The 20,924-nt window shown below is 65.3% G+C and carries 17 protein-coding genes and 4 tRNA genes; 13 read left to right on the top strand and 8 right to left on the bottom strand.

What is annotated here, in order from left to right; all coding sequences use genetic code 11:
* Positions 1-29 precede the first annotated feature (29 nt).
* Both OXH60_02480 and OXH60_02475 read left to right on the top strand, forming a co-directional pair.
* Positions 30-692 (top strand): hypothetical protein, encoded by a 663-nt coding sequence (locus OXH60_02480; GenBank protein ID MDE0710979.1) that lies wholly within the window; start codon positions 30-32, stop codon positions 690-692.
* Positions 693-704: 12 nt separating this feature from the next.
* A complete protein-coding gene (locus OXH60_02475; GenBank protein MDE0710978.1) occupies positions 705-1,709 on the top strand; it encodes an NAD(P)-dependent alcohol dehydrogenase in 1,005 nt (334 codons plus the stop codon).
* 42 nt (positions 1,710-1,751) lie between these two features.
* On the opposite strand, the gene OXH60_02470 is transcribed toward OXH60_02475, so the two are convergent.
* Positions 1,752-2,408, bottom strand: a complete 657-nt coding sequence (locus OXH60_02470; protein ID MDE0710977.1) for a protein-L-isoaspartate O-methyltransferase — start codon at positions 2,406-2,408, stop codon at positions 1,752-1,754.
* Between the two features lie 122 nt (positions 2,409-2,530).
* Between OXH60_02470 and OXH60_02465 the strand changes: the two genes are divergently transcribed.
* A tRNA-Cys gene (locus tag OXH60_02465) sits at positions 2,531-2,604 on the top strand.
* Between the two features lie 54 nt (positions 2,605-2,658).
* Here the strand turns inward: OXH60_02465 and OXH60_02460 are convergent.
* From OXH60_02460 to gph, 4 genes are all read right to left on the bottom strand, one after another.
* A complete protein-coding gene (locus OXH60_02460; protein MDE0710976.1) occupies positions 2,659-3,402 on the bottom strand; it encodes a hypothetical protein in 744 nt (247 codons plus the stop codon).
* 220 nt (positions 3,403-3,622) lie between these two features.
* Positions 3,623-3,697 (bottom strand) — tRNA-Val (locus tag OXH60_02455).
* 45 nt (positions 3,698-3,742) lie between these two features.
* A tRNA-Val gene (locus OXH60_02450) sits at positions 3,743-3,817 on the bottom strand.
* Between the two features lie 42 nt (positions 3,818-3,859).
* Positions 3,860-4,543, bottom strand: a complete 684-nt coding sequence (gene gph, locus OXH60_02445) for a phosphoglycolate phosphatase (GenBank protein MDE0710975.1) — start codon at positions 4,541-4,543, stop codon at positions 3,860-3,862.
* A gap of 103 nt (positions 4,544-4,646) precedes the next feature.
* On the opposite strand from gph, the gene glmU reads away from it, so the two are divergent.
* The 6 genes from glmU to OXH60_02415 all read left to right on the top strand — a co-directional run bounded on the left by glmU (position 4,647) and on the right by OXH60_02415 (position 12,396).
* Positions 4,647-5,993 carry a bifunctional UDP-N-acetylglucosamine diphosphorylase/glucosamine-1-phosphate N-acetyltransferase GlmU gene (gene glmU, locus OXH60_02440; protein MDE0710974.1) on the top strand — a complete coding sequence of 449 codons (1,347 nt, stop codon included), beginning with the start codon at positions 4,647-4,649 and terminating at the stop codon, positions 5,991-5,993.
* 9 nt (positions 5,994-6,002) lie between these two features.
* Positions 6,003-7,838 carry a glutamine--fructose-6-phosphate transaminase (isomerizing) gene (gene glmS / locus OXH60_02435; GenBank protein MDE0710973.1) on the top strand — a complete coding sequence of 612 codons (1,836 nt, stop codon included), beginning with the start codon at positions 6,003-6,005 and terminating at the stop codon, positions 7,836-7,838.
* Between the two features lie 73 nt (positions 7,839-7,911).
* On the top strand, positions 7,912-9,390 hold the full coding sequence (locus tag OXH60_02430) for an NAD-dependent succinate-semialdehyde dehydrogenase (GenBank protein MDE0710972.1): 1,479 nt from the start codon (positions 7,912-7,914) through the stop codon (positions 9,388-9,390).
* Positions 9,391-9,420: 30 nt separating this feature from the next.
* On the top strand, positions 9,421-10,800 hold the full coding sequence (gene gorA / locus OXH60_02425; GenBank protein ID MDE0710971.1) for a glutathione-disulfide reductase: 1,380 nt from the start codon (positions 9,421-9,423) through the stop codon (positions 10,798-10,800).
* Positions 10,801-10,851: 51 nt separating this feature from the next.
* Positions 10,852-12,228, top strand: coding sequence for a 3-deoxy-7-phosphoheptulonate synthase class II (locus OXH60_02420; protein MDE0710970.1), 1,377 nt, complete (start codon positions 10,852-10,854; stop codon positions 12,226-12,228).
* Positions 12,229-12,320: 92 nt separating this feature from the next.
* Positions 12,321-12,396, top strand: a tRNA-Asn gene (locus OXH60_02415).
* A gap of 134 nt (positions 12,397-12,530) precedes the next feature.
* On the opposite strand, the gene OXH60_02410 is transcribed toward OXH60_02415, so the two are convergent.
* Positions 12,531-13,751: an ATP-binding protein gene (locus tag OXH60_02410; protein ID MDE0710969.1), complete on the bottom strand. Its 1,221-nt coding sequence runs from the start codon at positions 13,749-13,751 to the stop codon at positions 12,531-12,533.
* Between the two features lie 621 nt (positions 13,752-14,372).
* On the opposite strand from OXH60_02410, the gene OXH60_02405 reads away from it, so the two are divergent.
* From OXH60_02405 to OXH60_02395, 3 genes are all read left to right on the top strand, one after another.
* Positions 14,373-15,629, top strand: coding sequence for an HlyD family secretion protein (locus tag OXH60_02405; protein MDE0710968.1), 1,257 nt, complete (start codon positions 14,373-14,375; stop codon positions 15,627-15,629).
* Entirely contained in the window at positions 15,617-15,820 is a 204-nt protein-coding gene (locus OXH60_02400; protein MDE0710967.1) for a hypothetical protein, read from the top strand. Before OXH60_02405 ends, OXH60_02400 begins: the two co-directional genes overlap by 13 nt.
* Positions 15,821-15,978: 158 nt before the next feature.
* Complete coding sequence (locus tag OXH60_02395) at positions 15,979-16,425, top strand: pyridoxamine 5'-phosphate oxidase family protein (GenBank protein ID MDE0710966.1); 447 nt, start codon at positions 15,979-15,981, stop codon at positions 16,423-16,425.
* Positions 16,426-16,843: 418 nt separating this feature from the next.
* Here the strand turns inward: OXH60_02395 and OXH60_02390 are convergent, their stop codons facing one another.
* Positions 16,844-17,464 carry a 2-dehydro-3-deoxy-6-phosphogalactonate aldolase gene (locus OXH60_02390; GenBank protein MDE0710965.1) on the bottom strand — a complete coding sequence of 207 codons (621 nt, stop codon included), beginning with the start codon at positions 17,462-17,464 and terminating at the stop codon, positions 16,844-16,846.
* Positions 17,465-17,502: 38 nt separating this feature from the next.
* Entirely contained in the window at positions 17,503-18,423 is a 921-nt protein-coding gene (locus OXH60_02385) for a 2-dehydro-3-deoxygalactonokinase (GenBank protein ID MDE0710964.1), read from the bottom strand.
* 571 nt (positions 18,424-18,994) lie between these two features.
* Between OXH60_02385 and OXH60_02380 the strand changes: the two genes are divergently transcribed.
* A complete protein-coding gene (locus OXH60_02380) occupies positions 18,995-20,827 on the top strand; it encodes an extracellular solute-binding protein (GenBank protein MDE0710963.1) in 1,833 nt (610 codons plus the stop codon).
* Positions 20,828-20,924 lie beyond the last annotated feature (97 nt).

Below are 20,924 nucleotides of genomic sequence, written 5' to 3'. Positions count from 1 at the left end.
TGCCGCATGTCGAACCGAAGTCTTGTCGCATGAACAATCCGTGGACCCCTGAACGGGTCAAGAAGCTGACCGAGCTGTGGCTGGCGGGGTGGACCCGTGCCCAAGTTGCCGAAGCCCTTGGACCACCAGTCACGGAATCGGCGGTCAAAGGGAAAGTCCGACGCCTGGGCCTTAAACGCGATGGCGGGACGGCCGGTAAACGGCATACCGGCGCACAGACCCCGCGGCGAGCCTCCCCGGCACGGTCGGCGCAATCGGCGGCGGGTTTAGATTCTGTAGCGCACGGAAGTGCCGTGCCGGCGGCAGGAGCCGGGTCGTCCGAGTTGTCGCGGCATTCGTTCCCAGATACCGCTGACGAACTGGCATGGTCGCCAGAGGATGCGCCCGGAGAGGGTTCCACGGGCGATGCATTGGAAACGGGCGAACCTCTCTCCGAAGATCAGCCGACATTCGTCAGTGACCGTCGCCCTGACCCGGCCAGCGACGCCATGGCCCCAGGTGCGGGCGCCGCGGACAGCGCCTCCGAACGGACCGGAGAACGGGAATTTCGGTTTCCTGGCTACAACGAATGCCATTGGCCGCACGGCGAACCGGACAACCCCGATTTCGATTTCTGCCTTGCCCCTGCTGCACCTGGAAAATCCTACTGCGAGGAGCACGCCGAACAGGCATACCGCAAGAAGGGCAGCTGATTGGTGAGCCCGATGCGTGCATGGCAGATCGAGGGCGAAGGTGGAATCGACGCTCTCGCACTCGTGGAGCGGCCACGGCCCGAGCCGGGTCCGGGAGAGATTCTGGTTCGCGTGACGGCGAACGCCATCAACTACCGTGATCTTTCCACGATCCTGGATCCACTGTCTCGCGGATTCCCGCTTCCAAGAATCCCGAACTCCGACGGGGCCGGCGTTATCGAAGCGGTCGGTCCCGGGGTAACCGGCGTCCAGCCTGGCATGGCCGTGACCACCACGTTCTTCCAGGACTGGGAAGACGGCGGGTGTACCCCGGCGGCAATGGCGAGTGCCCTGGGCGGTGCCCGGGAGGGCGTACTGGCCGAGTATGTCGTGCTGAACTCCCAAGGTGTCCTGCCAAAGGTACCCGACCTTTCGGACGAGGAAGCTGCCTGCTTGCCCTGCGCTGCTTTGACGGCCTGGAACGCGATCTTCGAAACTGCGGCTTTGCGGCCCGGAGACACGGTTCTCCTGTTGGGCACGGGCGGGGTTTCCATGTTTGCTCTGCAGTTTGCTGCCACTGCCGGAATCCGGGCCATCATGACCTCCTCCTCCGACCGCAAGTTGCAGGAGGCGGCCGCGCTTGGTGCAGCCCACGGGATCAACTATCGGGAAGTTGACGACTGGCCGGCGGCCGTCCGCGACCTCACTGGGGGCCGTGGGGTGGACGCAGTGGTCGAGGTGGGAGGTCCCGGCACGCTCCAGAAGTCGCTCGATGCGGTTCGGGTCGGCGGCACCGTTGCCTTGATCGGAATCCTTACCGGAGGGACCATCGATCCGCTTCCAGTCATGCGGAAGTCCGTTCGCCTGAACGGCGTATACGTTGGCAGCCGACGGATGTTCCGTGACATGAACCGGGCCATCGAAAAACACGCGATCCGGCCTCGCATCTCGGAGGTCGTTCCGTTCAACGAAGCTACGGAGGCCTATCGGCTCATGGCATCCCAGCAGCACATGGGAAAGATCGTCATCAGGTTCTGACCGGCAAACTGCACTGTCAGGCCGGATCCGGGCCGTTCCGTGTCAGAATCTGAACGTGGCTGGCCGTGCAAACGCCGCGAGTGGAGGAACCGAGGCGTCGAAGAGGTCCCGCTTCACCGGATTCCCATTCGTGGCTTCCACCAGTACCACCCGACCAGGCGCGCCGGGCTGGCACTCCACGGCCAGCAGCCGCCCTTGCGGTCCCAACTGCGCGATCAGCGCCTTCGGAGGTTCCGGCACGGCCCCTTGAATCAGGACGATGTCGTAGGGCCCGCCGGGAGGCCATCCACCTGACAGGGGGCCCTGCACCACGGCTGCATTGTCCGCGCCAAGCTCGGTAAGCGCCTCCTCCGCCTGCACGGCCAAGTTCTCGTCACTTTCCAGTGCGATCACGGCAGAGGCCAAGTGTCCCAGCACGGCGGCCGAATATCCGGTTGCGGTACCGACGTCCAGCACCACATCGTCAAACCGGATACGCGCCTCCTGAACCATTCGCGCAAATACGAGCGGGGCCAGCAGGTAGCGATCCCCGCCGAGGTGGAGATGCTCATCCAGATATGTGCGGGCGCGGGCTTGATCAGGAACGAAGCGCTCGCGCGGCACCTTCTCGAATGCCGCAAGTACCGGCCGGTCGGTAACGCGGTTCGGAAACAGCTGCCCGTCGATCATGTTCCTGCGCATCGCTGCAAAATCGGACATGGCTTCAGCCCTCCCCTGCCACAGCTCATCCGCAACCATTGACTGTCGGCGTTTCCGCGACCCGATTGTAGGCGTTGCGGATGCGGAGGAGCGTCTATGCCGATAGAGTGTGGCGCGCCCGAGGCCGGGTGGCAGAGTGGTTATGCAGAGGACTGCAAATCCTTGTAGGTCGGTTCAATTCCGACCCCGGCCTCCACATTCCTCCACGTCTGCCACCGGCCTGACTACCGGGACTCCACCTACGCACCAGCTATTCCAGAACGGCGGTGATGCGGTCCAGCCCGTTCATTGCGTCGGCCCGCACTGCCGGGTCGAATGCGTCGGCGTGGCGCCCCAGCAGGCGGAGCATAATCGCCTGTCGTTTCGCGACTGCGGACCGAATCTCGGCAGAATTGCCGCCCTGGTCTTCCACTTGCGACGCCAGCACTTCCAACGCCGCTTCAGCCTCCTGGAGCTCCGCATCACTGACGTAGGGTTCGTCCGGGCTGCGCCGCAGGTCGTGGAGTGCCCGTAACTTGAGCAATTCGGCGTAGGCGCCACGGTAGCGCGCCGCCGCCAACCGTTCGGTCGAGACCTCGCGCGCCGGTTCACTTTGCACCGGACTGTCGGCGGGCACTTGAACCGGGGTTGCTGCCTGCGCAGCGCGATACAGTGAAGCTGCCCGCTCGACGTCGACCGGCCCACCAAGTCCGCGTCCCCAAAGAAAGGCGAGATTCTCGGTCGCGCGTCGGTGGCCGCGCTTGGCTGCCCTGGCAAACCACTGTCGGGCTTCCTCCGGACCACCAAATTCATCGTCCTGGAGCGCAAGCCATCCGACGAGGTTCTCACAGTCCGAATCGCCTGCCTCGGCAGCCTGAATGCAAGCATCGTGGGCTGCCGCCAGATCGCCTTGCACGATTGCGGCTCGCGCGTCCAAATAGTCCCCGGCGGCCGCCTGTGACCACGCGACCACGAACCCGACCATCATCGTGGTACGCATGTCGATTCGGGTCACAGCAAGCGTCCCCTTCCCGCGCCGTCTTCGCTCTGCCGGCCGCAACGACCAGCGGTTCGCGCGGATGGCCACCGCACGCAGCCTGTCAGGACAGCATCGCGGCTCGGCTTGCTCGTGCAGCCTCGGGGCCAACGGCAGGCTGAAGCAGGCCACATGGCGCAGAATTCGCCGGGCCCGCCTGCTCGTCTTCCTTCATCGGTCACCATGCGGTGTGAGCTGGTGGTGGGCGGTACTGGGATCGAACCAGTGACCCCTCGCGTGTAAGACGAGCGCTCTTCCGCTGAGCTAACCGCCCAAGATCCCGCTGCAGATTGCTGGCCACCCCGGTTCCCCGTGCAGATGGTGGGCGGTACTGGATTTGAACCAGTGACCCCTCGCGTGTGAAGCGAGTGCTCTCCCGCTGAGCTAACCGCCCCGGGGCGCCAGTCGAGCCCGTTTCGGACAATGGAAGTCGGTTTTACCCGAGGAGTTCCAATCGAACAAGAAAATCGGGAATCTGGTCGAGCCGTTCAGCCACCAGGTCGGCTCCAAGGCTGTCGACAGGTTCGGAAGAATATCCGTAACTTACCGCGATCGATGGCACACCTGCGTGTCGAGCCGCCGTCACGTCGGCATTGCTGTCCCCCACCATGACTGCCCGTTCCACCTGTCCGCCGGCATGCTCGATAGCCACCGACAGGTGCAGCGGATCGGGCTTGCGGACCGCCAGGGAATCTCCACCCAAGACCGCGTGAAACCGGTCGCGCAAGCCAAAGTACCGAAGGATGTCCTCGGCCATCCCGACCGGCTTGTTGGTGCACAGCGCGATACGGCACCCCCGTTCGTGCAGCAAATACAGCGTTGCTTCTGCCCCGGGAAACAAACTGGTCTCAAGCGTCATCCGATCCACGTAGAGCGCGAGAAACCGGTTTCGCAGCTGCTCGATCGGGATGCCGTCGAGCCCGCCCGATCGGCCGAACCCACGCCGGATGAGCGACACCGCCCCGTCACCGACCATCGTACGGACGTCCGGGAGCCTGACCTGCGGGCGCTCGTACTGGACCAGCAGATCGTTGAGCGCGCCGGCCAGATCCGGAGCGCTGTCGATCAGGGTGCCATCGAGATCGAACACCACCGTGCACGGCGCATGCTGTGGTTTCATGGACAGAATCGCTCCAGCGCAGGTACACTGAGTGCGTTGTACACACTTTGCGCGTTCCCCATCGCCTGCGCGGCTGACTAGGGCCGCTCCAAAGGTTCCCGCAATGGTCGCTCGCCCACTCGCAGCTGCGATACTCGCTGGCGGCGCTGGCCGCCGCATGCGCTCGCGTGTGCTCAAGCCACTGCAACCCGTCGCTTCACGGCCGGCCATTCTCCACGTCCTGGCCACCACTGCCGAACTGACGCCGACCGCCACTGTGGTCGTGCACGGGCCCGGTGCCGACGCACTGCTCGCAACGGTTCGCACCGACTGTGCGGATGCGCAGTTTGCCTTGCAGCCGGAACCGCTCGGCACGGGTGACGCTGCGAGAATCGCCTTGCGGACCCTTGGCGACTTCCAGGGCGACGTCATTATCCTGTGCGCCGACGTGCCGCTCCTCGCACCGGACACGCTGGCCGCGCTTCGCGACCGCCTGAGCGAGTCCGATCGGCCGGCCCTGGCAGTACTCGGATTTCGGCCCGATGACCCTTCGGGCTACGGCCGCCTCCAGGTCCACGAGGACGGGTACCTGAGGTCGATTGTCGAGGAGCGAGACACGACCAGCGACGTGCGTGCATCGAACCTTTGCAACGCGGGTGTCCTCGCGGCCGATGCCGCGGTCCTGGGACCGTGGCTCGCACAGCTCGACACTGCCAATGCAGCTGGCGAACACCAGCTGACCGACGTGGTCGCCGGCGCCAACGCCGCTGGTCGGCGCGTCGCCTGGATCGAAGGGCCGGCCGACGACCTGGTGGGCATCAACACCCGCGCCGACCTCGCCGCCTGCGAGGCAGCCCTCCAGGCGCGCCTCCGACGCCGGGCGCTGGAGGCGGGAGCCAGCCTGATCGACCCCGCCACGACATGGTTCGCGTGGGATACGGTGCTCGCCGCGGACGTCCGGGTGGAGCCCCAGGTGTTCTTTGGCCCGGGCGTCACAGTCGACACCGACACCGAGATTCTGGCCTTCTCCCATCTTGAAGGCGCGATCATCGGCAAGGGGTGCCGCGTCGGGCCCTTTGCCCGCTTGCGTCCCGGCACGCGACTGGAAGACGGCGCGCGGGTCGGGAATTTTGTCGAGGTGAAGAACACGGTCATCGGCCCCGGCGCCAAGGCCAATCACCTCGCCTACATCGGCGATGGAACCGTGGGCGCCGAAGCGAACATCGGCGCTGGCACAATCTTCTGCAATTTCGACGGCACCCGGAAGCACCACACCGTCGTAGACGCGGGCGCGTTCATCGGATCAAATTCGGCCCTGGTGGCCCCGGTCCGCGTCGGCCGCCACGCCATCGTCGGCGCCGGCAGCACGATTACCCGCGATGTGCCGGACTCCACGCTCGCCGTCGAACGCGCCGCCACACGCGTCAGGCCGTCCAGGGGACGACAGCGCCCCCCGCACCGCACCGGCTAGCTCCGGCCGATGTGCGGAATCATCGGCGTGGTGGGCGCATCGGAGCATGGTGCCGCGCCGCCCCTCCTCGACGGTCTCGAGTACCTCACCTACCGAGGGTACGACTCCTGCGGGATCGCCACCCTCGCCAACGGACGGGTGGAACGCCGCCGGGCCGCGGGACGGGTCGCGAATCTCCGGTCGGTACTCAAGGACGCGCCGATGGCGGGAGACACCGGGATCGCCCACACCCGTTGGGCCACGCACGGCGTCCCAAACGAGACAAACGCGCATCCGCACGGCAATGCCGAGGTCGCCATCGTCCATAACGGGATCGTCGAGAACTTCTCGTTGCTCCGTGCGGAACTCACCGACGCGGGACACGAGTTCGAGACCGATACCGATTCCGAAGCGATTGCCCATCTCATCGTCTTTCATCTCCGTCGCGGGCTTACTCCGGAAGCCGCGGCCGACGCGGCCTTTGCCCGCCTGAAGGGCGCATTTGCGGTAGCCGCGATCGTAGCGCGGGCACCCGGACGCATTTTCGTGGTGCGACACGGCTGCCCGCTGACCATCGGGATCAGTGAGCACCGAACCTGGATCGGGTCGGATGCCCTCGCGCTCGCGCCGTTCACCGATCGCATCATCCATCTCGACGAAGGTGACCGGGCCACGGTCGCCGCAACCGGAGCCTCCGTACGCGCCGTTGACGGCCAGCCGGTCGAACGACCGACGGTGACGTCAAGCATCGTCCCGACCGCCTTCGGGAAAGGCGGCTACCGGCACTACATGCAGAAGGAGATCCACGAGCAGCCGATTGTGATTGGCGACGCCCTGCGTGCCCTGCTCGACACGCGCGCCATGCGGGCGGAGGCGCCGGAACTGCCGTTTCGGTTCGCCGAGCTGGATCGCTTGATCCTGGTGGGCTGCGGCACCTCGCATTACGCCGCGGGAGTCGCGCGCCACTGGTTTGAGGAGCTGGCGCAACTACCCGTCGACGTGGATATCTCGTCCGAGTTCCAGGACCGGGCCCCGCTGTTCGGTTCTGCGGGGCGGAGCGCCGCCATCCTCATTTCCCAGTCCGGCGAAACCGCCGACACCCTGGCCGTGTTGCGTCAGCTTCGGGCGCAACGGGTACCCACCGTCGCGCTCGTGAACATGACCTCGAGCACCATGGCCAACGAGGCGGACGCGATCGTCGCCATTCATGCCGGCAGTGAAATCAGCGTGGCGTCCACCAAGGCATTTACCGCCCAACTCGCCACCCTGGCCTGCCTGGCGTTGGCCGCCGGTCGGGCCAGGGGCAGGCTGGACTCCGAACACGAGGCCCTGCTGGCTGCGGAGCTGACCGCCGTTCCAGCCAAGATGGCGGACATCCTCGCCGTCCAGAACCGACTTCAGGACGTCGCTTCCGACCTCATCCGCGCCCCCAGCGTCCTGTACCTCGGGAGGGGGCCAGCCGCGTCAGTGGCACGTGAAGGCGCACTGAAGATGAAGGAAATTTCGTACATCCACGCGGAAGCGTACCCAATGGGTGAACTCAAGCACGGTCCTTTGGCCTTGATCGATGAACATGTGCCAACGGTCGGAATCGTCCCGTCGGACCCTCTCTTCGCCAAGAACGCATCCAACCTTGCAGAAGTGAACGCTCGGAACGGACCCATCATCCTGGTGAGCGACGACAACGGCATCAGCGAGCTCGGCGAGACCGCCCGGCACACGATCAAGGTGCCCCACTCCGATCCATTTGTGGCCCCGCTGCTGTACGCGGTCCCCCTTCAGCTTCTGGCCTACCACGCAGCCGTGCTGAAGGGCACGGATGTCGACAACCCGCGCAACTTGGCGAAAACGGTGACCGTGTCCTGAATCAACCCCTGGAAGCCACCTATACTCACGCCTGCCGGATGGCCGCCGGCACCGTTCGCGGGAGCACGCCAGCATGGATATCGATCTCAGCCAGCCGCTCATGGCGCTTCGCGATCCCGCGCTTTTCCGTCAGCAGGGCTGCATCGGCGGCAAGTGGCAGGACGCCGACTCGGGTGAAACGATCGCTGTCCACAATCCGGCAGACGGTCGTCCGGTCGGAACGATGCCGAAGATGGGCGCGGCGGAGACCACCCGCGCCATCGAGGCAGCTGACGCGGCGTGGCCTGACTGGCGGGCCCGCACCGCCAAGGAGCGCAGCCAGATCATCCGGCGCTGGCACGACCTGATCCTGGAAAATGGCGACGACCTGGCCCTGATCATGACCCTCGAAAACGGGAAGCCGCTGGCCGAATCCAAGGGGGAAATCGCCTATTCGTCCTGGTTCGTCGACTGGTTCGCCGAGGAAGGCAAGCGCGCGTACGGCCACACCATCCCGAGCACCATGGGTGATCGACGCATTCTCACGATCAAGCAGCCGGTCGGCGTCTGCGGCCTCATTACCCCGTGGAACTTCCCGGCGGCGATGATCACTCGCAAGGGCGCTCCGGCACTCGCCGCCGGGTGCACGATGGTCATCAAGCCAGCCTCAGCCACGCCGTTCACGGCGACGGCGCTCGTCGAGCTGGCCCTTCGCGCCGGCGTGCCGCCCGGGGTCATGAACATCGTTTCCGGCCCGTCCGGCCAGATCGGCGACACGCTGTGCACGAGCGAGAAGGTCCGGAAGATCTCATTCACCGGCTCGACGGAAGTCGGGCGGATCCTGATCCAGAAGGCCGCCAGCACGATCAAGAACGTTTCGATGGAGCTGGGTGGAAACGCGCCGCTCATCATCTTCGATGACGCCGATCTCGACGCTGCGGTCGAAGGAGCCATGGCCTGCAAGTACCGAAACGGTGGCCAGACGTGCGTTTGCGCCAACCGCATCTTCGTGCAGGACGGCATCTACGAAGCGTTTGCCGAGAAGTTCGCCGCACAGGTCCGTGGCCTCGCCGTGGGCAACGGCCTCGCGGAGGGGACCGAGATCGGTCCGCTGATCGACCGGAATGCGGTTGAGAAGGTCGAGAGCCATGTCAGCGATGCCGTGACCGGGGGCGCGGAGGTCGCAGCTGGCGGTCAACGCCACGATCTCGGCGGCAACTTCTACCAGCCGACGGTCCTGACCGGCGTCAGCCGGACGATGCGCATCTTCCACGAAGAGACGTTCGGGCCAGTGGCGCCGCTCATCCGGTTCTCGTCGGAGGCGGAAGTGATTGAGATGGCCAACGACACCTGCTTCGGCCTGGCCGGCTACTTCTACAGCAGGGACATCGGCCGGATCTGGAGGGTGGCGGAAGCGCTCGAGTACGGGATGGTCGCCGTCAACGCCGGCATCCTGTCCACCGAAGTCGCCCCGTTCGGCGGCGTGAAGGAGTCCGGACTGGGCCGCGAAGGCGCCCAGGAAGGTCTGGAGGAATACCTGGAGACCAAGTACCTGTGTCTGGCCGGCATGTGACGGTCGCAGGCGATCCTCCTAGCTGACCGCATGCGAACACCGGAATCCTACGACCTGGTCGTCCTTGGGGCCGGATCCGGCGGCGTGCGCGCGGCGCGCATCGCCGCCGGGCACGGCGCGAAGGTCGCGATCTGCGAGAGCGACCGGGTCGGCGGGACCTGCGTGCTGCGCGGATGCATCCCGAAGAAGTTCCTGGTCTACGCGGCGCACTACCGGGACAGCTTCGCCGACGCCGCCGCGTACGGCTGGACGGTAGACGCCGCCCGACACGACTGGGGCGCACTGATCCGCGCCAAGGACGCGGAACTTGACCGACTGAACGGCATCTATTGCCGGTTGCTGGACGACGCCGGTGTCGTCACGGTCATGGGGCACGCCGTTCTTCTGGACCCCCATACGGTCCAAGTCGGCGGGCGCCTGCTCCGCGCGGACCGGATCATCGTCGCGGTCGGCGGATGGCCGAGCGTCCCGCCGTTCTCCGGCAACGACCTTGCCATCACCTCCAACGAAGCGCTGTCGCTTGCCGAGCGACCGGACCGCGTCCTGATCATCGGCGGCGGCTACATCGCCGTCGAGTTTGCGGGCATTTTCAACGGGGTCGGCGCGGAGGTCGTTCTCGCCTACCGGCGCGAGCAGATCCTCCGCGGCTTCGATGGCGACGTCCGTGCCGCCATCACCGAGGAGCTGCGAGCCCACGGTGTCGACGTGCAGGTGAGCCTTGCGCCCGAGCGCATCCGACGCACCGGCGACGGCCTGCAAACCACCATGGGTGACGGTTCTACCTTCCTCAGCGACCAGGTCCTGGTCGCGACCGGCCGCGCCCCCAATACGGCCGACCTTGGCCTCGAGGAGGCGGGTGTCGAACTCGCGCAGGACGGCTCTGCCATCGTCAACGACCAGTTGGCCACGTCGGTACCCCACATCTATGCGATCGGTGACGTGACCAACCTCCTCAACCTCACGCCGGTCGCCACGGCACAGGGACACGCGCTCGCGGATACGCTCTTCGGCGGCTCGGCACGATCCGTGGACCTGAGCGCAGTACCTTCCGCTGTCTTCTCGCAACCACCGATCGCCACGGTCGGATGGACCGAGGAGAAGGCCAGGGCTTCAGGTCGGCCCATCGACGTGTACCGCACCTCATTTCGATCGCTGCTTCACACGCTTACGGGGCGCGACAGCAAGGTCATGATGAAGCTGGTCGTCGACCGTGAAGGCGGCCGCATCCTCGGCGCCCACATGGTGGGCGACGACGCGCCGGAGATCATGCAAATGGTGGGTGTCGCCATCCGCGCCGGGGCCACCAAGGCCGACTTCGACGCCACGATCGGGATTCACCCGACGACGGCCGAGGAATTCGTGACGCTGCGGACACCGGTGGCGGAGAAAGAAGGTGCATTTGCCGGGTAAATTGGCAATACTTGGGCAATACCTCAGATTTCTGTTTCAGGAATGCAACCGATGACCTCTCAATGGTCGCCGGACAGTTGGCGCGCCCTCCCGGCCCGCCAGATGCCGGACTACAGCGATGGCGACGCGCTGTCGCAGGTCGAACGCGAACTCGCGGCGCATCCCCCGCTCGTGTTCGGCGGCGAGATCCGCAGTTTGAAATCGCAGCTAGCGAACGCGGCGGAAGGCCGCGCGTTCGTGCTCCAGGGCGGCGACTGCGCAGAAAGTTTCGCGGAGTTCAGCGCCGACAACCTGCGGGACACGTTTCGGGTCCTCCTCCAGATGGCCGTTGTGCTCACGTACAGCTCGCGTATGCCCGTGGTGAAGCTCGGCAGGATTGCCGGGCAGTTCGCGAAGCCGCGCTCGGAGCCCACAGAGACACAGAACGGAGTGACGCTCCCGATCTACCGGGGCGACATCATCAACGACATCGCGTTCTCGGAAGAGGGCCGCGCACCCGACCCGTCCCGCATGCTGAAGGCCTACTCGCAGGCAGCGGCGTCGCTGAACCTGCTGCGCGCCTTCGCGCAGGGCGGCTATGCGGATCTCCAGAAAGTTCACCAGTGGACCCTTGATTTCGTCCGCGGCAGCGAGCAGGCGGAGCTCTACCAGAACTACGCCGACAGGATCGCGGACGCGATGGCGTTCATGGCCGCCGTCGGCATCACTCCGGAGACCGCGCCGGTCACCCGGACCGTCGATTTCTTCACGAGCCACGAGGCCCTGCTGCTCCCCTACGAGCAGGCGCTGACGCGGGTCGACAGCCTCACGGGCCAGTGGTTCGGGTGCTCGGCACACCTCCTCTGGGTCGGCGAGCGCACGCGGAACCCGGGCGAGGCACACCTCGAGTTTGCCCGCGGGATCAACAATCCCCTGGCCGTCAAGATCGGGCCCCGGACCGAACCAGACGTCCTGATCGAACTGGCGGACATGCTGAACCCGGACAACGAACCCGGGCGGCTGACCTTCATTTCGCGCATGGGCGCGGACCAAGTCGGCGAACGCCTGCCGCCCTTGCTTCGCAAGACGCGCGAAGAAGGCCGAAGCGTGCTTTGGATCTGCGATCCCATGCACGGGAACACCTTCAAGTCCACGACGGGCTACAAGACCCGGCGGCTCGAGCGGGTCTGCGCAGAGATCCGCGGGTTCTTCGACGCGCACCGCGCCGAAGGCACCCACCCGGGCGGCATTCACCTGGAGATGACCGGGCGCGACGTGACCGAGTGCGTGGGCGGCGTCCAGCGAATCTCCGAGGAAAACCTCGGCCTCCGCTACCACACGCACTGCGACCCGCGCCTGAACGCTACGCAGGGACTGGAGGTGGCGTTCCAGGTCGCCGAGCTCCTCGGCAGGGACCACGCCGACTCGGGCCTGCGGCGGGTCGCCTGACCCACGGCGGCTGGCGGCGGCACACCGAGACACGCTCGCGCGTATCTAAGGGCTCGCGCCAAGCGGTGCGTCCCTTTATGTTGGGAGATTGTTCCGCGGTAGCTCAGTTGGTAGAGCAATCGGCTGTTAACCGATTGGTCGCAGGTTCGAGTCCTGCCCGCGGAGCCAACTCACCCTTCCGATCCTTCCCTGATATCCCCATAAAATCCTTGTGACAGGCCGATTTAGAGTCATTCTGCAGGGTTGCCTGTTTCTGCTCGATCCACGGTGAATTTGGGCCCACGCCGTCTTTCGCTGCCCCGTCACGCCCACATGCATGCAAGCGGTGCCGCCGCCAGCCTGTCCGCGAACGGCACGAACTCGGTGCCGTCATAGAGCACCACGCCATGGGCAAAACGTTCCTCGCACGCTGCGGCCAGGGTCCGCAGTCCCGAGAAATCGCCCGACCTCACGGTAGCGGACGCCTTGACCTCAATCCCCGCGATCATGCCGTCGTCGCGTTCCAGCACGATGTCCACCTCGCGCATCTGCTGGTCCCGGAAATAGTACGGCGTCAACTGCAGATCCGACGCCGCAACGAGTTTCAGGGTCTCCGAGAACGCGAAACTTTCGAGCAGCGCGCCGAACTCCCTGCGATTCGCCTTGATCCGGTTGAAGGTCAGTCCGCGCGCCGTGGCAAGCAGACCCGAATCGAGAAAATGCAGCTTTCGCGTCCTCGCGATCCGCTTCAGCGCATTCGTGTACCACGGCTGTAATGTCGCGACCAAGAAGACCTGCTCCAGCAACCCAACATAGCGCTGTCCGGTCTTGTAGCTGACACCGATGCTGGAGCCGAACTGCGAATAGTTGACCAGCTGCCCGGAATGCTCCGCCAGGAACCGGACGAACCTCGGCAGCTCGGTCAGCTTCTCGATCTCTGCGATGTTTTGCAGATCGCGGGTGAGGACCGACGTCAGCCATGAACGCGCCCAGGCTTGCCGTCGGCGCTCGCTCTCGCGGGTGATCGCCTCGGGGAAGCCACCGACCAGAGCGATGCGGACGAGCTTGTCCCCCACGGCCGCCTCACGGCGTCCCTGCAGTTCCCCCGCGAACAGGCGCTCCAGAAAGGTCGGCGCCGTGCCCGCAATTTCTGCCCGCGCCAGCGGCAGCATCCGGAGGGTTTCGATCCGGCCGGCCAAGCTGTCGGCGACCCGCTGCAAGGTCATGACGTTGGCGGAGCCGGTCAGCAGGAATCGGCCTGGACGGTAGTCTTCGTCTACCGTCTTCTTGATCGCCAGCAGCAGGTCCGGCGCTCGCTGGATCTCGTCGATGATGGCACGGTCCAGTCCGCGAATGAAACCTGCTGGGTCCGATTGTGCGGCGTCGAGGGCCGTCTGGTCATCGAGCGTGAGGTAGACGCGGCCGCCTTCCTCCATCTTCCGGGCCAGCGTGGTCTTGCCCACCCGTCGCGGTCCGATGATCAGAACCACCGGGGTGTCGGAGAGTGCTTCTTTCGCCAGACGTTCCGCGAACCGCTTGTACAATGTCTACGCCCTTTCTCGATCTCCAACAATTAGAAGTGTATTGTATGACCATTAGAAGTAAATCAGGTGTACATTAGAAGTCATACGACCGACATTTCGAACTTCGCAGATCCGGATCGCATGTGTTCATAAACTCTTCGGTTCAACCGTCGGGCTTCAAAGCGGCTGACACCAAGCTCTGTTGGCCATCGATGGAGCCCGAAACTGTCCGGCTTCCGTCAGCGCTTCGGCGACCACGCGGATTGGTAACAGCGCTACCTCATGGGCTGCATCGGAGAAGCATGCGCGGCATCTGCGCGTGAGGCCGAGTCACCTGATGGCCGGCGTAATCCAAGCATCGCAAGCGCCACCTGCTAGCCGGCCGTTGGGGAAGCGCCGAGACAAGCCAGGCAGGAATGCCTGCCCTGCGAATTGGCGCCTCGGATGGAAGTCATTGAAGCCAGCGACACGCCGGCTGCGCGGGTGGGTGCAACGGTTTGGGAGCAGGCGCTGCCCTCGCGCACCGCGATGACTGCATGTGGCGAATCCGGGACTGTCTCGACCGGCTAAGGGAGGAAGTCGCGTCAAACAGTGTCATTAACGTATACTTACGTTCTCATGACAATCGGAAGAAGCCCTGCGTTGCCCGGGCAGCTTGAAACCGGACGCACTCTCGACCTCGGCGCCGAGCGCCGGTTCCGCCCGGCCGTCGCCTCCGACCAGACCGCCCCGCCGCCGGCACCCGAGCCCGCGCCCCCCGCCGATGCCCCCGCGCCGGCGCGCTGGCGCCGGCTGCTGTTCCTGGCCGGGCGGGTCCTGCTCCTGCTGGTCCTGCTGGCCACCATGGCCGCCTGGGCGGCGCAGTGGGTCCGCACCTCGGTCCTCTACGTGCACGAGGCCGACGCCCGCGTGAAGGCCGACATCCTCGCCGTCAGCAGCACTGCCGAGGGCGTCCTCCTCGAGCGCCTGGTCGGCGAGGGCGACCGCGTCGCCAGGGGCCAGGTCCTCGCCCGGCTCGACACCCGCGCGGCGGAGCTGGCCCTCGCCGAGACCGATTCCGAGCTCGCCGCCCTCGAGGCCGAGCTGCGCCGCGTCGATGCGCAGGCGGCGCTCACCGAGGGCCAGGTCGAGGCCCGCATCGCGACCGCCCGCTCGCAGGTCGGCGAGGCGGAGGCCAACCGGCGCGCCCACACTGACGAGCTGACGTACCTCGAGGCGGAGTTCCAGCGCATGGAGGCGCTGGCGGCGTCGGGCGCGGTCCCGGCGGCGCGCCTGGAGCGGGCGCGGGCGGACTTCCTGACGGCGCGCCAGGAGCTGGGGCGGGCGGCGGCCGGCGTCGCGAAGGCGGAGGCGCAGCTCGCGGAGGCGGCGGCCGACCGGGCGATGCTGGGGGTGAGCGCGGCCGAGCGGGTGGCGCTCGGGGCGCGGTCGGCGGAGATCGCGGCGCGCCGGCAGCGCCAGGAGATCGACCTTGCCGACCGGACGATCACGAGCCCGATCGACGGGGTGGTGGGCGGCACGTTCGCGATGGCCGGGGAGTACGTCTCGGCCGGCGAGCGGCTGCTGGTGCTGCACGATCCGGCCGGGATCTGGGTGGAGACCAACATCCGCGAGACCGAGGTCGCGCGGCTCGAAGTCGGGCAGCCGGTGCGGATCGAGGTCGACGCCTACCCCGACCTCGAGGTGGCGGGCCGGGTGGCGCGGATCGGCGATGCGGCGACCAGCCAGTTCTCGCTGCTGCCGCGGCTTAATGATTCGAGCACGTTCACGAAGGTGACGCAGCGGATCAAGGTGCGGGTCGACATCGAGCCGCCGGACGCACGGCTGAAGCCGGGGATGATGGTGGAGGTGTACGTCGACGACGGCTCGGCCGACGGGTTCTGGTCGTGGCTGCGGTAACCACCGCCGCGCCGGCGCCGGCCGGCTCCCTGCACAAGACCGGGACGTTGCTGGCGGTGCTGCTGGCGACGGTGTCGACGGTGATGTCGTCGACGATGGGGAACGTCGTGATCCCCGACGTCATGGGGACCTTCGGGATCGGCCAGGACCAGGCCCACTGGATCTACACCGGGTTCCTGTCGGCCAGTTGAGCTTGCACACCAGAAGTGCCGTGGTTGCGCCCCAAACCAGATCAGGATCACTTGAGCATCGGCTGCTTATCATCCTGCTGGCTTGAGCGCCTCTCACAGCACCAATCGTGTCGCATCCAAAACAGGGTGGACGCGACAAGCAGCAGTGAGAACTGAAAATGCTGACGCAAGAAATGGTAAGGCTGATCAGCAGCTTCTCTGCAGGTGCCGTCGCGACCGTGAACGCCGATGGCTCGCCATCGGTTTCTCCCAAGGCGACATTCGTGATTCTGGACGCTCAGACACTGGCTTTCGGCCATATCCGATCGCCAGGAACGGTCCGCAATCTGCACCGCAATCCCGCTATCGAAATCTGCTTCACCGATATCGTGACGCGCCGGGCCGTTCGCGTCACGGGTACAGCCGCGGTCATCCCACGTGCCGATGCCGCCCCTGAACTCGATGCCGCCTTCGATGCGGCTTGGAGCCTCTACCGCCCTCATATGAAGGCCTACGTGAAGGTTGCCATCACGGCGGCTGAAATGATCTGGTCGCCCGCCTACGACCTCGGTCTGACCGAGGACGAGCTACGGAAGGCCAACCTCGAAAAGCTGAACGCTCTCTGACCAGGCGTCAACAAGATCGACGCGCGCAGGACTGAAAACGGCTCGGTGCAGAGGAACGACAAGCTACGGACATCGGGCACGTAGCGCACCAAGCAGGAGCGGTTGCGTCAGGTCACGATCGGACGGTGATGCAGCTTCGGTGGGTCACGTCCCGGTGACGCCTAGCCGAACCACGGCGACGTTGCCGGATCCAGATCCTGCGGGATGTCGGTGACAGTGAGCATCGAGGGTTTGACGGTTCGAGGCGAATCTTCCGCGTCGAAGGATGCTGATCTCGCGGCCCACACATTGGTCGGCCCATCGTCATTCCACGACGATTGGAATTGACAGCCAGTCTTCTCGTGAGTTCCCGTCAATCTCAATCAGGATCCAACGCGTGACGCTGATCCGCCGGACACCCGGTTTGGCAGAGAATCGATCATGTCCGTCCGGGTTCCAAATCGCCCTGCCAGTCACGGCAAATCCTGACGAACTTCCCTGCATGTTGCCTCAGCTGCTCCACGGTACAGCCGGGTTGGTAAAGGCTGCTTCCGACCCCAAGGCCCCGGTAACCCGCGTCCAGGTAGGTCCGGCAATTCGTAAGATCGACTCCCCCGACTGCCAATACGGAAACTCCTGCAGGCAGCACGGCAGCCAATGCGCCCACAAAGCTTGGGGCAAAGGCGTTGACAGGAAACAGCTTGAGGAACGTCGCGCCGGCGCTGATCGCCCGAAACGCTTCTGACGCGGTTGCGAAGCCAGGCACGGGTACCAGATCGCGTTGCAAACACGCCTCGATAACGCGCTCGTCCGTGTTCGGAGCGACCACGATTTGGCCTCCCGCATCTAGTACTCGTTGCACGTCGCTGGAGGAGACAACCGTGCCTGCGCCGACCACAGCGGAATCCCGAAGGGTGTCTCGCAGGACCCGGATACTGTCGTAGGGATCCGGGGAGTTGAGCGGGACTTCCAATACGCCGATGCCCGCCGCGACGAGCTCGGCACCCACCTCCTCCGCTTCCGACCCGGTCACTCCCCGGAGAATTGCCATCAAGGGCATTCGCGCCAACGCTGCCGCAAGAAGAGAGGAAGTCACGGCTACCTTCGGCCGATCATGTCATGAATGAATTTGAACCCCTCGACACAAACGTCCTCGGATGGCGTGACAACTGCGTCGTGCCCCAGATGTTGCAGCGCAGCTCGATAGAGCGCGCACAGGCCCGTTTCGCCAATCAGTATCACCGGACCCGCATCGATCAATTCCGAATACACGTTCATCGCGTCTCGAATGTCGTTCCCGATCAAAATTCCCGACGCGAATGAAGCCGCAGCGTTATCGGCGAGCTCCTTGACCACGGAGCGGCTGCGTACACCGAACAGGATGCGCATGAGCCCGCCACCTGAATGGCCGGAGTTCACACCGAGCCGAAATTCCTCCCCGTCGCGTGCGACGCCCTTCAGATGGTTCTTCAGCAAACTGCTTGCCGAAAGCGCCTCATAGAGTTCGCCGACCAGTGACGTCGAAAATGAGCCAACAACACCGTTCCTGATGGCAATCCATTTGGTGTGGGTTCCCGGCATACAGAGGAGCCCGAGGCCGCTCTGAAGCCGCTCCGTCCTCCGGACGACGCCGAGGCACAGCACTTCTTCTCCCCTGATGACATCGGGAAACCCGTCGGTCGAGCGGCAGGTCAGCCCCGGAGACACTTGTACCGCGTTGCCCGCAATCGTCATTGAGGTCATTTGTCGAGCGATTTCGTCGGGATGTATGGGACAGGTCAGGTAGGGAACTTCCGCCCATCCCACCGTCGATCCGATCATGCCGCAACAGAAGAGGGCGTTGGCCTCCGTCGGCCATCGGGACACCACCTCATCGACCGCGCGCGCCATCCCATCGCGGTCCAGGTTCGCCACGCCTTCGGCGGTCGCCAGACGATCAAGAAGCTCTCCCGACGCGCCTACCCTGTAGGCACGGAAATTCGAGGAACCCCAGTCAATCGCCACAAATCCACCGCTCATGACAACCATTCCTCCAAGAATTCGGGGACACCCGGCAGCCCGTTGCCGTCAGCGACACGTACCTCGATGGCGTGCGGCTGCACACACGCGGCGCATCGCATGTCGGCGCGCCTGGCGGGTAGGCCAGATGCGGCCGGACTGCGGGGTCCATCGTAAATCACCGACTTCCTGTGGGTCGGCAACGGAAGTTCATGGGGAACCTCGGAAAGCGCCGTCGTGGCCTTGAGGCGGCGTGAGATCCGGAGTACGCGTCATCCCCGAACTTCGGTCGGAACCGGCCCCGGTTGACCGCAGTCCCTGACACAATGCGAACGACATGAGAAATACTTGCGCCCGCCCCCGCCAACCGACAGATGCAGGCCCAATGCTCCTGAGATCTGGATCGCACGGAGCACCGGAGGTTCCCGTCCGCCCACGGTCCGCCCATCGGGACAACGCATCGCGGCTGGCGGTCTCCCGAAATCGCAGCGGTGTTCGGGTCCCTGAACGCGTATGCGCCGCGACTGTCATCGGCAGCCGCGCAGCAGAAGTTTGGAATGTCGGGAGCGTTCTTACCCAGCACGCCGCAAGGATGGGCCGAACTCTCGCTGCAGGCATCTTCCTTGCGGCGCTTGCCGGCCTGATCACCCGGGCCGAGGCGCAAGATCACGGCATCGCCATGCATGGTGCGCCCAAATACGACCCGGGGTTCGACCACCTCGACTACGTCGATCCGGATGCACCAGAGGGCGGTACGATCCGTCTCGCCGTGCAGGGCACGTTCAGCAGCCTCAACCCGTTCATCATCAAGGGGGTGCCCGCGCGCGGGAGGCATCTCATGTTCGAGAGCCTCATGAAGCGGACCTGGGACGAACCGTTCTCGCTGTACGGTCTGCTCGCCCAATCCATCGAGGTGCCCGAGGACCGCAGTTCCGCCCTGTTCGTCCTGAGGCCGGAAGCGAGATTCCACGATGGAAGCCCGGTCACGGTGGACGATGTGGTGTTTTCCTGGCGCACCCTCCGGGATCTCGGCAGGCCCAACCTCCAGCTCTACTACCGGCAAGTCGAACGGGTCGAGCAGCCGGGCCCGCATTCCGTGCGATTCGTGTTTGACGCAATGTCGCGGGACCGCGAGCTTCCGCTGATCATCGGGCTAATGCCAATTCTGTCGAAGTCCTATTACCTGACAGTCCCGTTCGATGAGACCACCATGGTGCCGCCGCTCGGCAGCGGGCCCTATCGCGTCGAGACGGTCGATCCTGGCCGCAGCGTCAGTTACCGTCGCGATCCCAATTACTGGGGACGCCACTTGCCGGTAAATCGCGGCCAGCACAACTTCGATCAAGTTCGGTACGACTACTACCGCGACGGCAACACGATGATGGAGGCGTTCAGCGCCGGCGAGTACGACGTCCGCTTCGAAACCTCCGAGAAACGCTGGGCAACTGCCTACGAATTTCCGGCCGCCCGCGACGGCCGGGTCAAGCTCGAAAGCCGGCCGCACGGACGCCCCTCGGGAATGTTCGCGTTCGTGTTCAACAGCCGGCGCGCGCCGTTCGAAAGCCCCGATGTGCGCCATGCCCTTGCGCATGCCTTCGACTTCGGTTGGGTCAACGAAACCCTGCTGTACGGAGCGTATGTCCGAACCCAAAGCGTCTTCGCGAATTCCGTGCTGGCCTCGCGAGGGCTTCCGCACGGCGATGAGCTGGCCGTCCTGGAGCCATATCGGGACCTCCTTCCGGGCGAAGTCTTCGAACAGCCCTATCGCCCGGCCGGCGGGACCGGCGACATTCGGGCGGATCTGAAGGTCGCGCTGAGCATTCTTTCAGAGGCCGGGTGGGTGGTCCGTGAGGGCGTGCTGACGCAAGCCGGCACCGGTCGTCCGATGATCTTTGAGATCCTGCTCGTCGATCCGCGGAACGAGAAGATTGCCCTCGCGTTCGCCCGCAACCTGGAACGCCTCGGGGCCGACGTAACGGTCCGGACGGTCGACACGCCGCAGTATCAATATCGCCTGAACACCTACGACTTCGACGTCATCATGTATCGCTGGGGGGTGTCGTTGTCGCCGGGCAATGAACAGGCCTACTACTGGGGCAGTGATGCTGCGACGCAGGAAGGCACACGGAACTACGCTGGCGTGCGGAACGCGGCCGTCGACGCGCTGATCGAGCGGATGACGCGGGAACGCGAACGTGACGCGTTCGTCAACACGGTTCGCGCACTGGATCGAGTGCTGCTGTGGGGGCACCATTTCGTCCCGCTGTTCCACCTGAACGAGGATCGGGTCGCCCGCTGGGACCGGTTTGGCCGGCCTGCAGTCACGCCGCTCTACGGGATCGTGACCGAGACCTGGTGGGACCAGGATCTGACGGCACGTGGCGGTACTACCCGCTCGGACGGGGCGGGCTCGGCCATGCGATAGCACGTCGACCACAGGTGCAGCCAACTGATCCGGCCCGGCAGGACCGGACGATCGACCTGCAGGCGGGCGGACAGAGTATCGCGGCGGGGCCGAGCGC

The organism is Rhodospirillales bacterium (assembly GCA_028824295.1).
GTDB lineage: Bacteria > Pseudomonadota > Alphaproteobacteria > TMED109 > TMED109 > VXPW01.
The sequence above is the reverse complement of the archived record's forward strand: the minus strand, read 5'-3'. Positions and strand labels throughout refer to the sequence as shown.

What these genes read in the sequence shown, in the direction of transcription:
- OXH60_02480 (MDE0710979.1), top strand. Translation starts at nt 30, where the DNA reads ATGAACAATCCGTGGACCCCTGAACGGGTCAAGAAGCTGACCGAGCTG.
- OXH60_02475 (MDE0710978.1), top strand. Translation starts at nt 705, where the DNA reads ATGCGTGCATGGCAGATCGAGGGCGAAGGTGGAATCGACGCTCTCGCA.
- OXH60_02470 (MDE0710977.1), bottom strand. Translation starts at nt 2,408, where the DNA reads ATGTCCGATTTTGCAGCGATGCGCAGGAACATGATCGACGGGCAGCTG.
- gph (MDE0710975.1), bottom strand. Translation starts at nt 4,543, where the DNA reads ATGAAACCACAGCATGCGCCGTGCACGGTGGTGTTCGATCTCGATGGC.
- glmU (MDE0710974.1), top strand. Translation starts at nt 4,647, where the DNA reads ATGGTCGCTCGCCCACTCGCAGCTGCGATACTCGCTGGCGGCGCTGGC.
- glmS (MDE0710973.1), top strand. Translation starts at nt 6,003, where the DNA reads ATGTGCGGAATCATCGGCGTGGTGGGCGCATCGGAGCATGGTGCCGCG.
- OXH60_02430 (MDE0710972.1), top strand. Translation starts at nt 7,912, where the DNA reads ATGGATATCGATCTCAGCCAGCCGCTCATGGCGCTTCGCGATCCCGCG.
- gorA (MDE0710971.1), top strand. Translation starts at nt 9,421, where the DNA reads ATGCGAACACCGGAATCCTACGACCTGGTCGTCCTTGGGGCCGGATCC.
- OXH60_02420 (MDE0710970.1), top strand. Translation starts at nt 10,852, where the DNA reads ATGACCTCTCAATGGTCGCCGGACAGTTGGCGCGCCCTCCCGGCCCGC.
- OXH60_02395 (MDE0710966.1), top strand. Translation starts at nt 15,979, where the DNA reads ATGCTGACGCAAGAAATGGTAAGGCTGATCAGCAGCTTCTCTGCAGGT.
- OXH60_02390 (MDE0710965.1), bottom strand. Translation starts at nt 17,464, where the DNA reads ATGCCCTTGATGGCAATTCTCCGGGGAGTGACCGGGTCGGAAGCGGAG.
- OXH60_02385 (MDE0710964.1), bottom strand. Translation starts at nt 18,423, where the DNA reads ATGAGCGGTGGATTTGTGGCGATTGACTGGGGTTCCTCGAATTTCCGT.
- OXH60_02380 (MDE0710963.1), top strand. Translation starts at nt 18,995, where the DNA reads ATGGGCCGAACTCTCGCTGCAGGCATCTTCCTTGCGGCGCTTGCCGGC.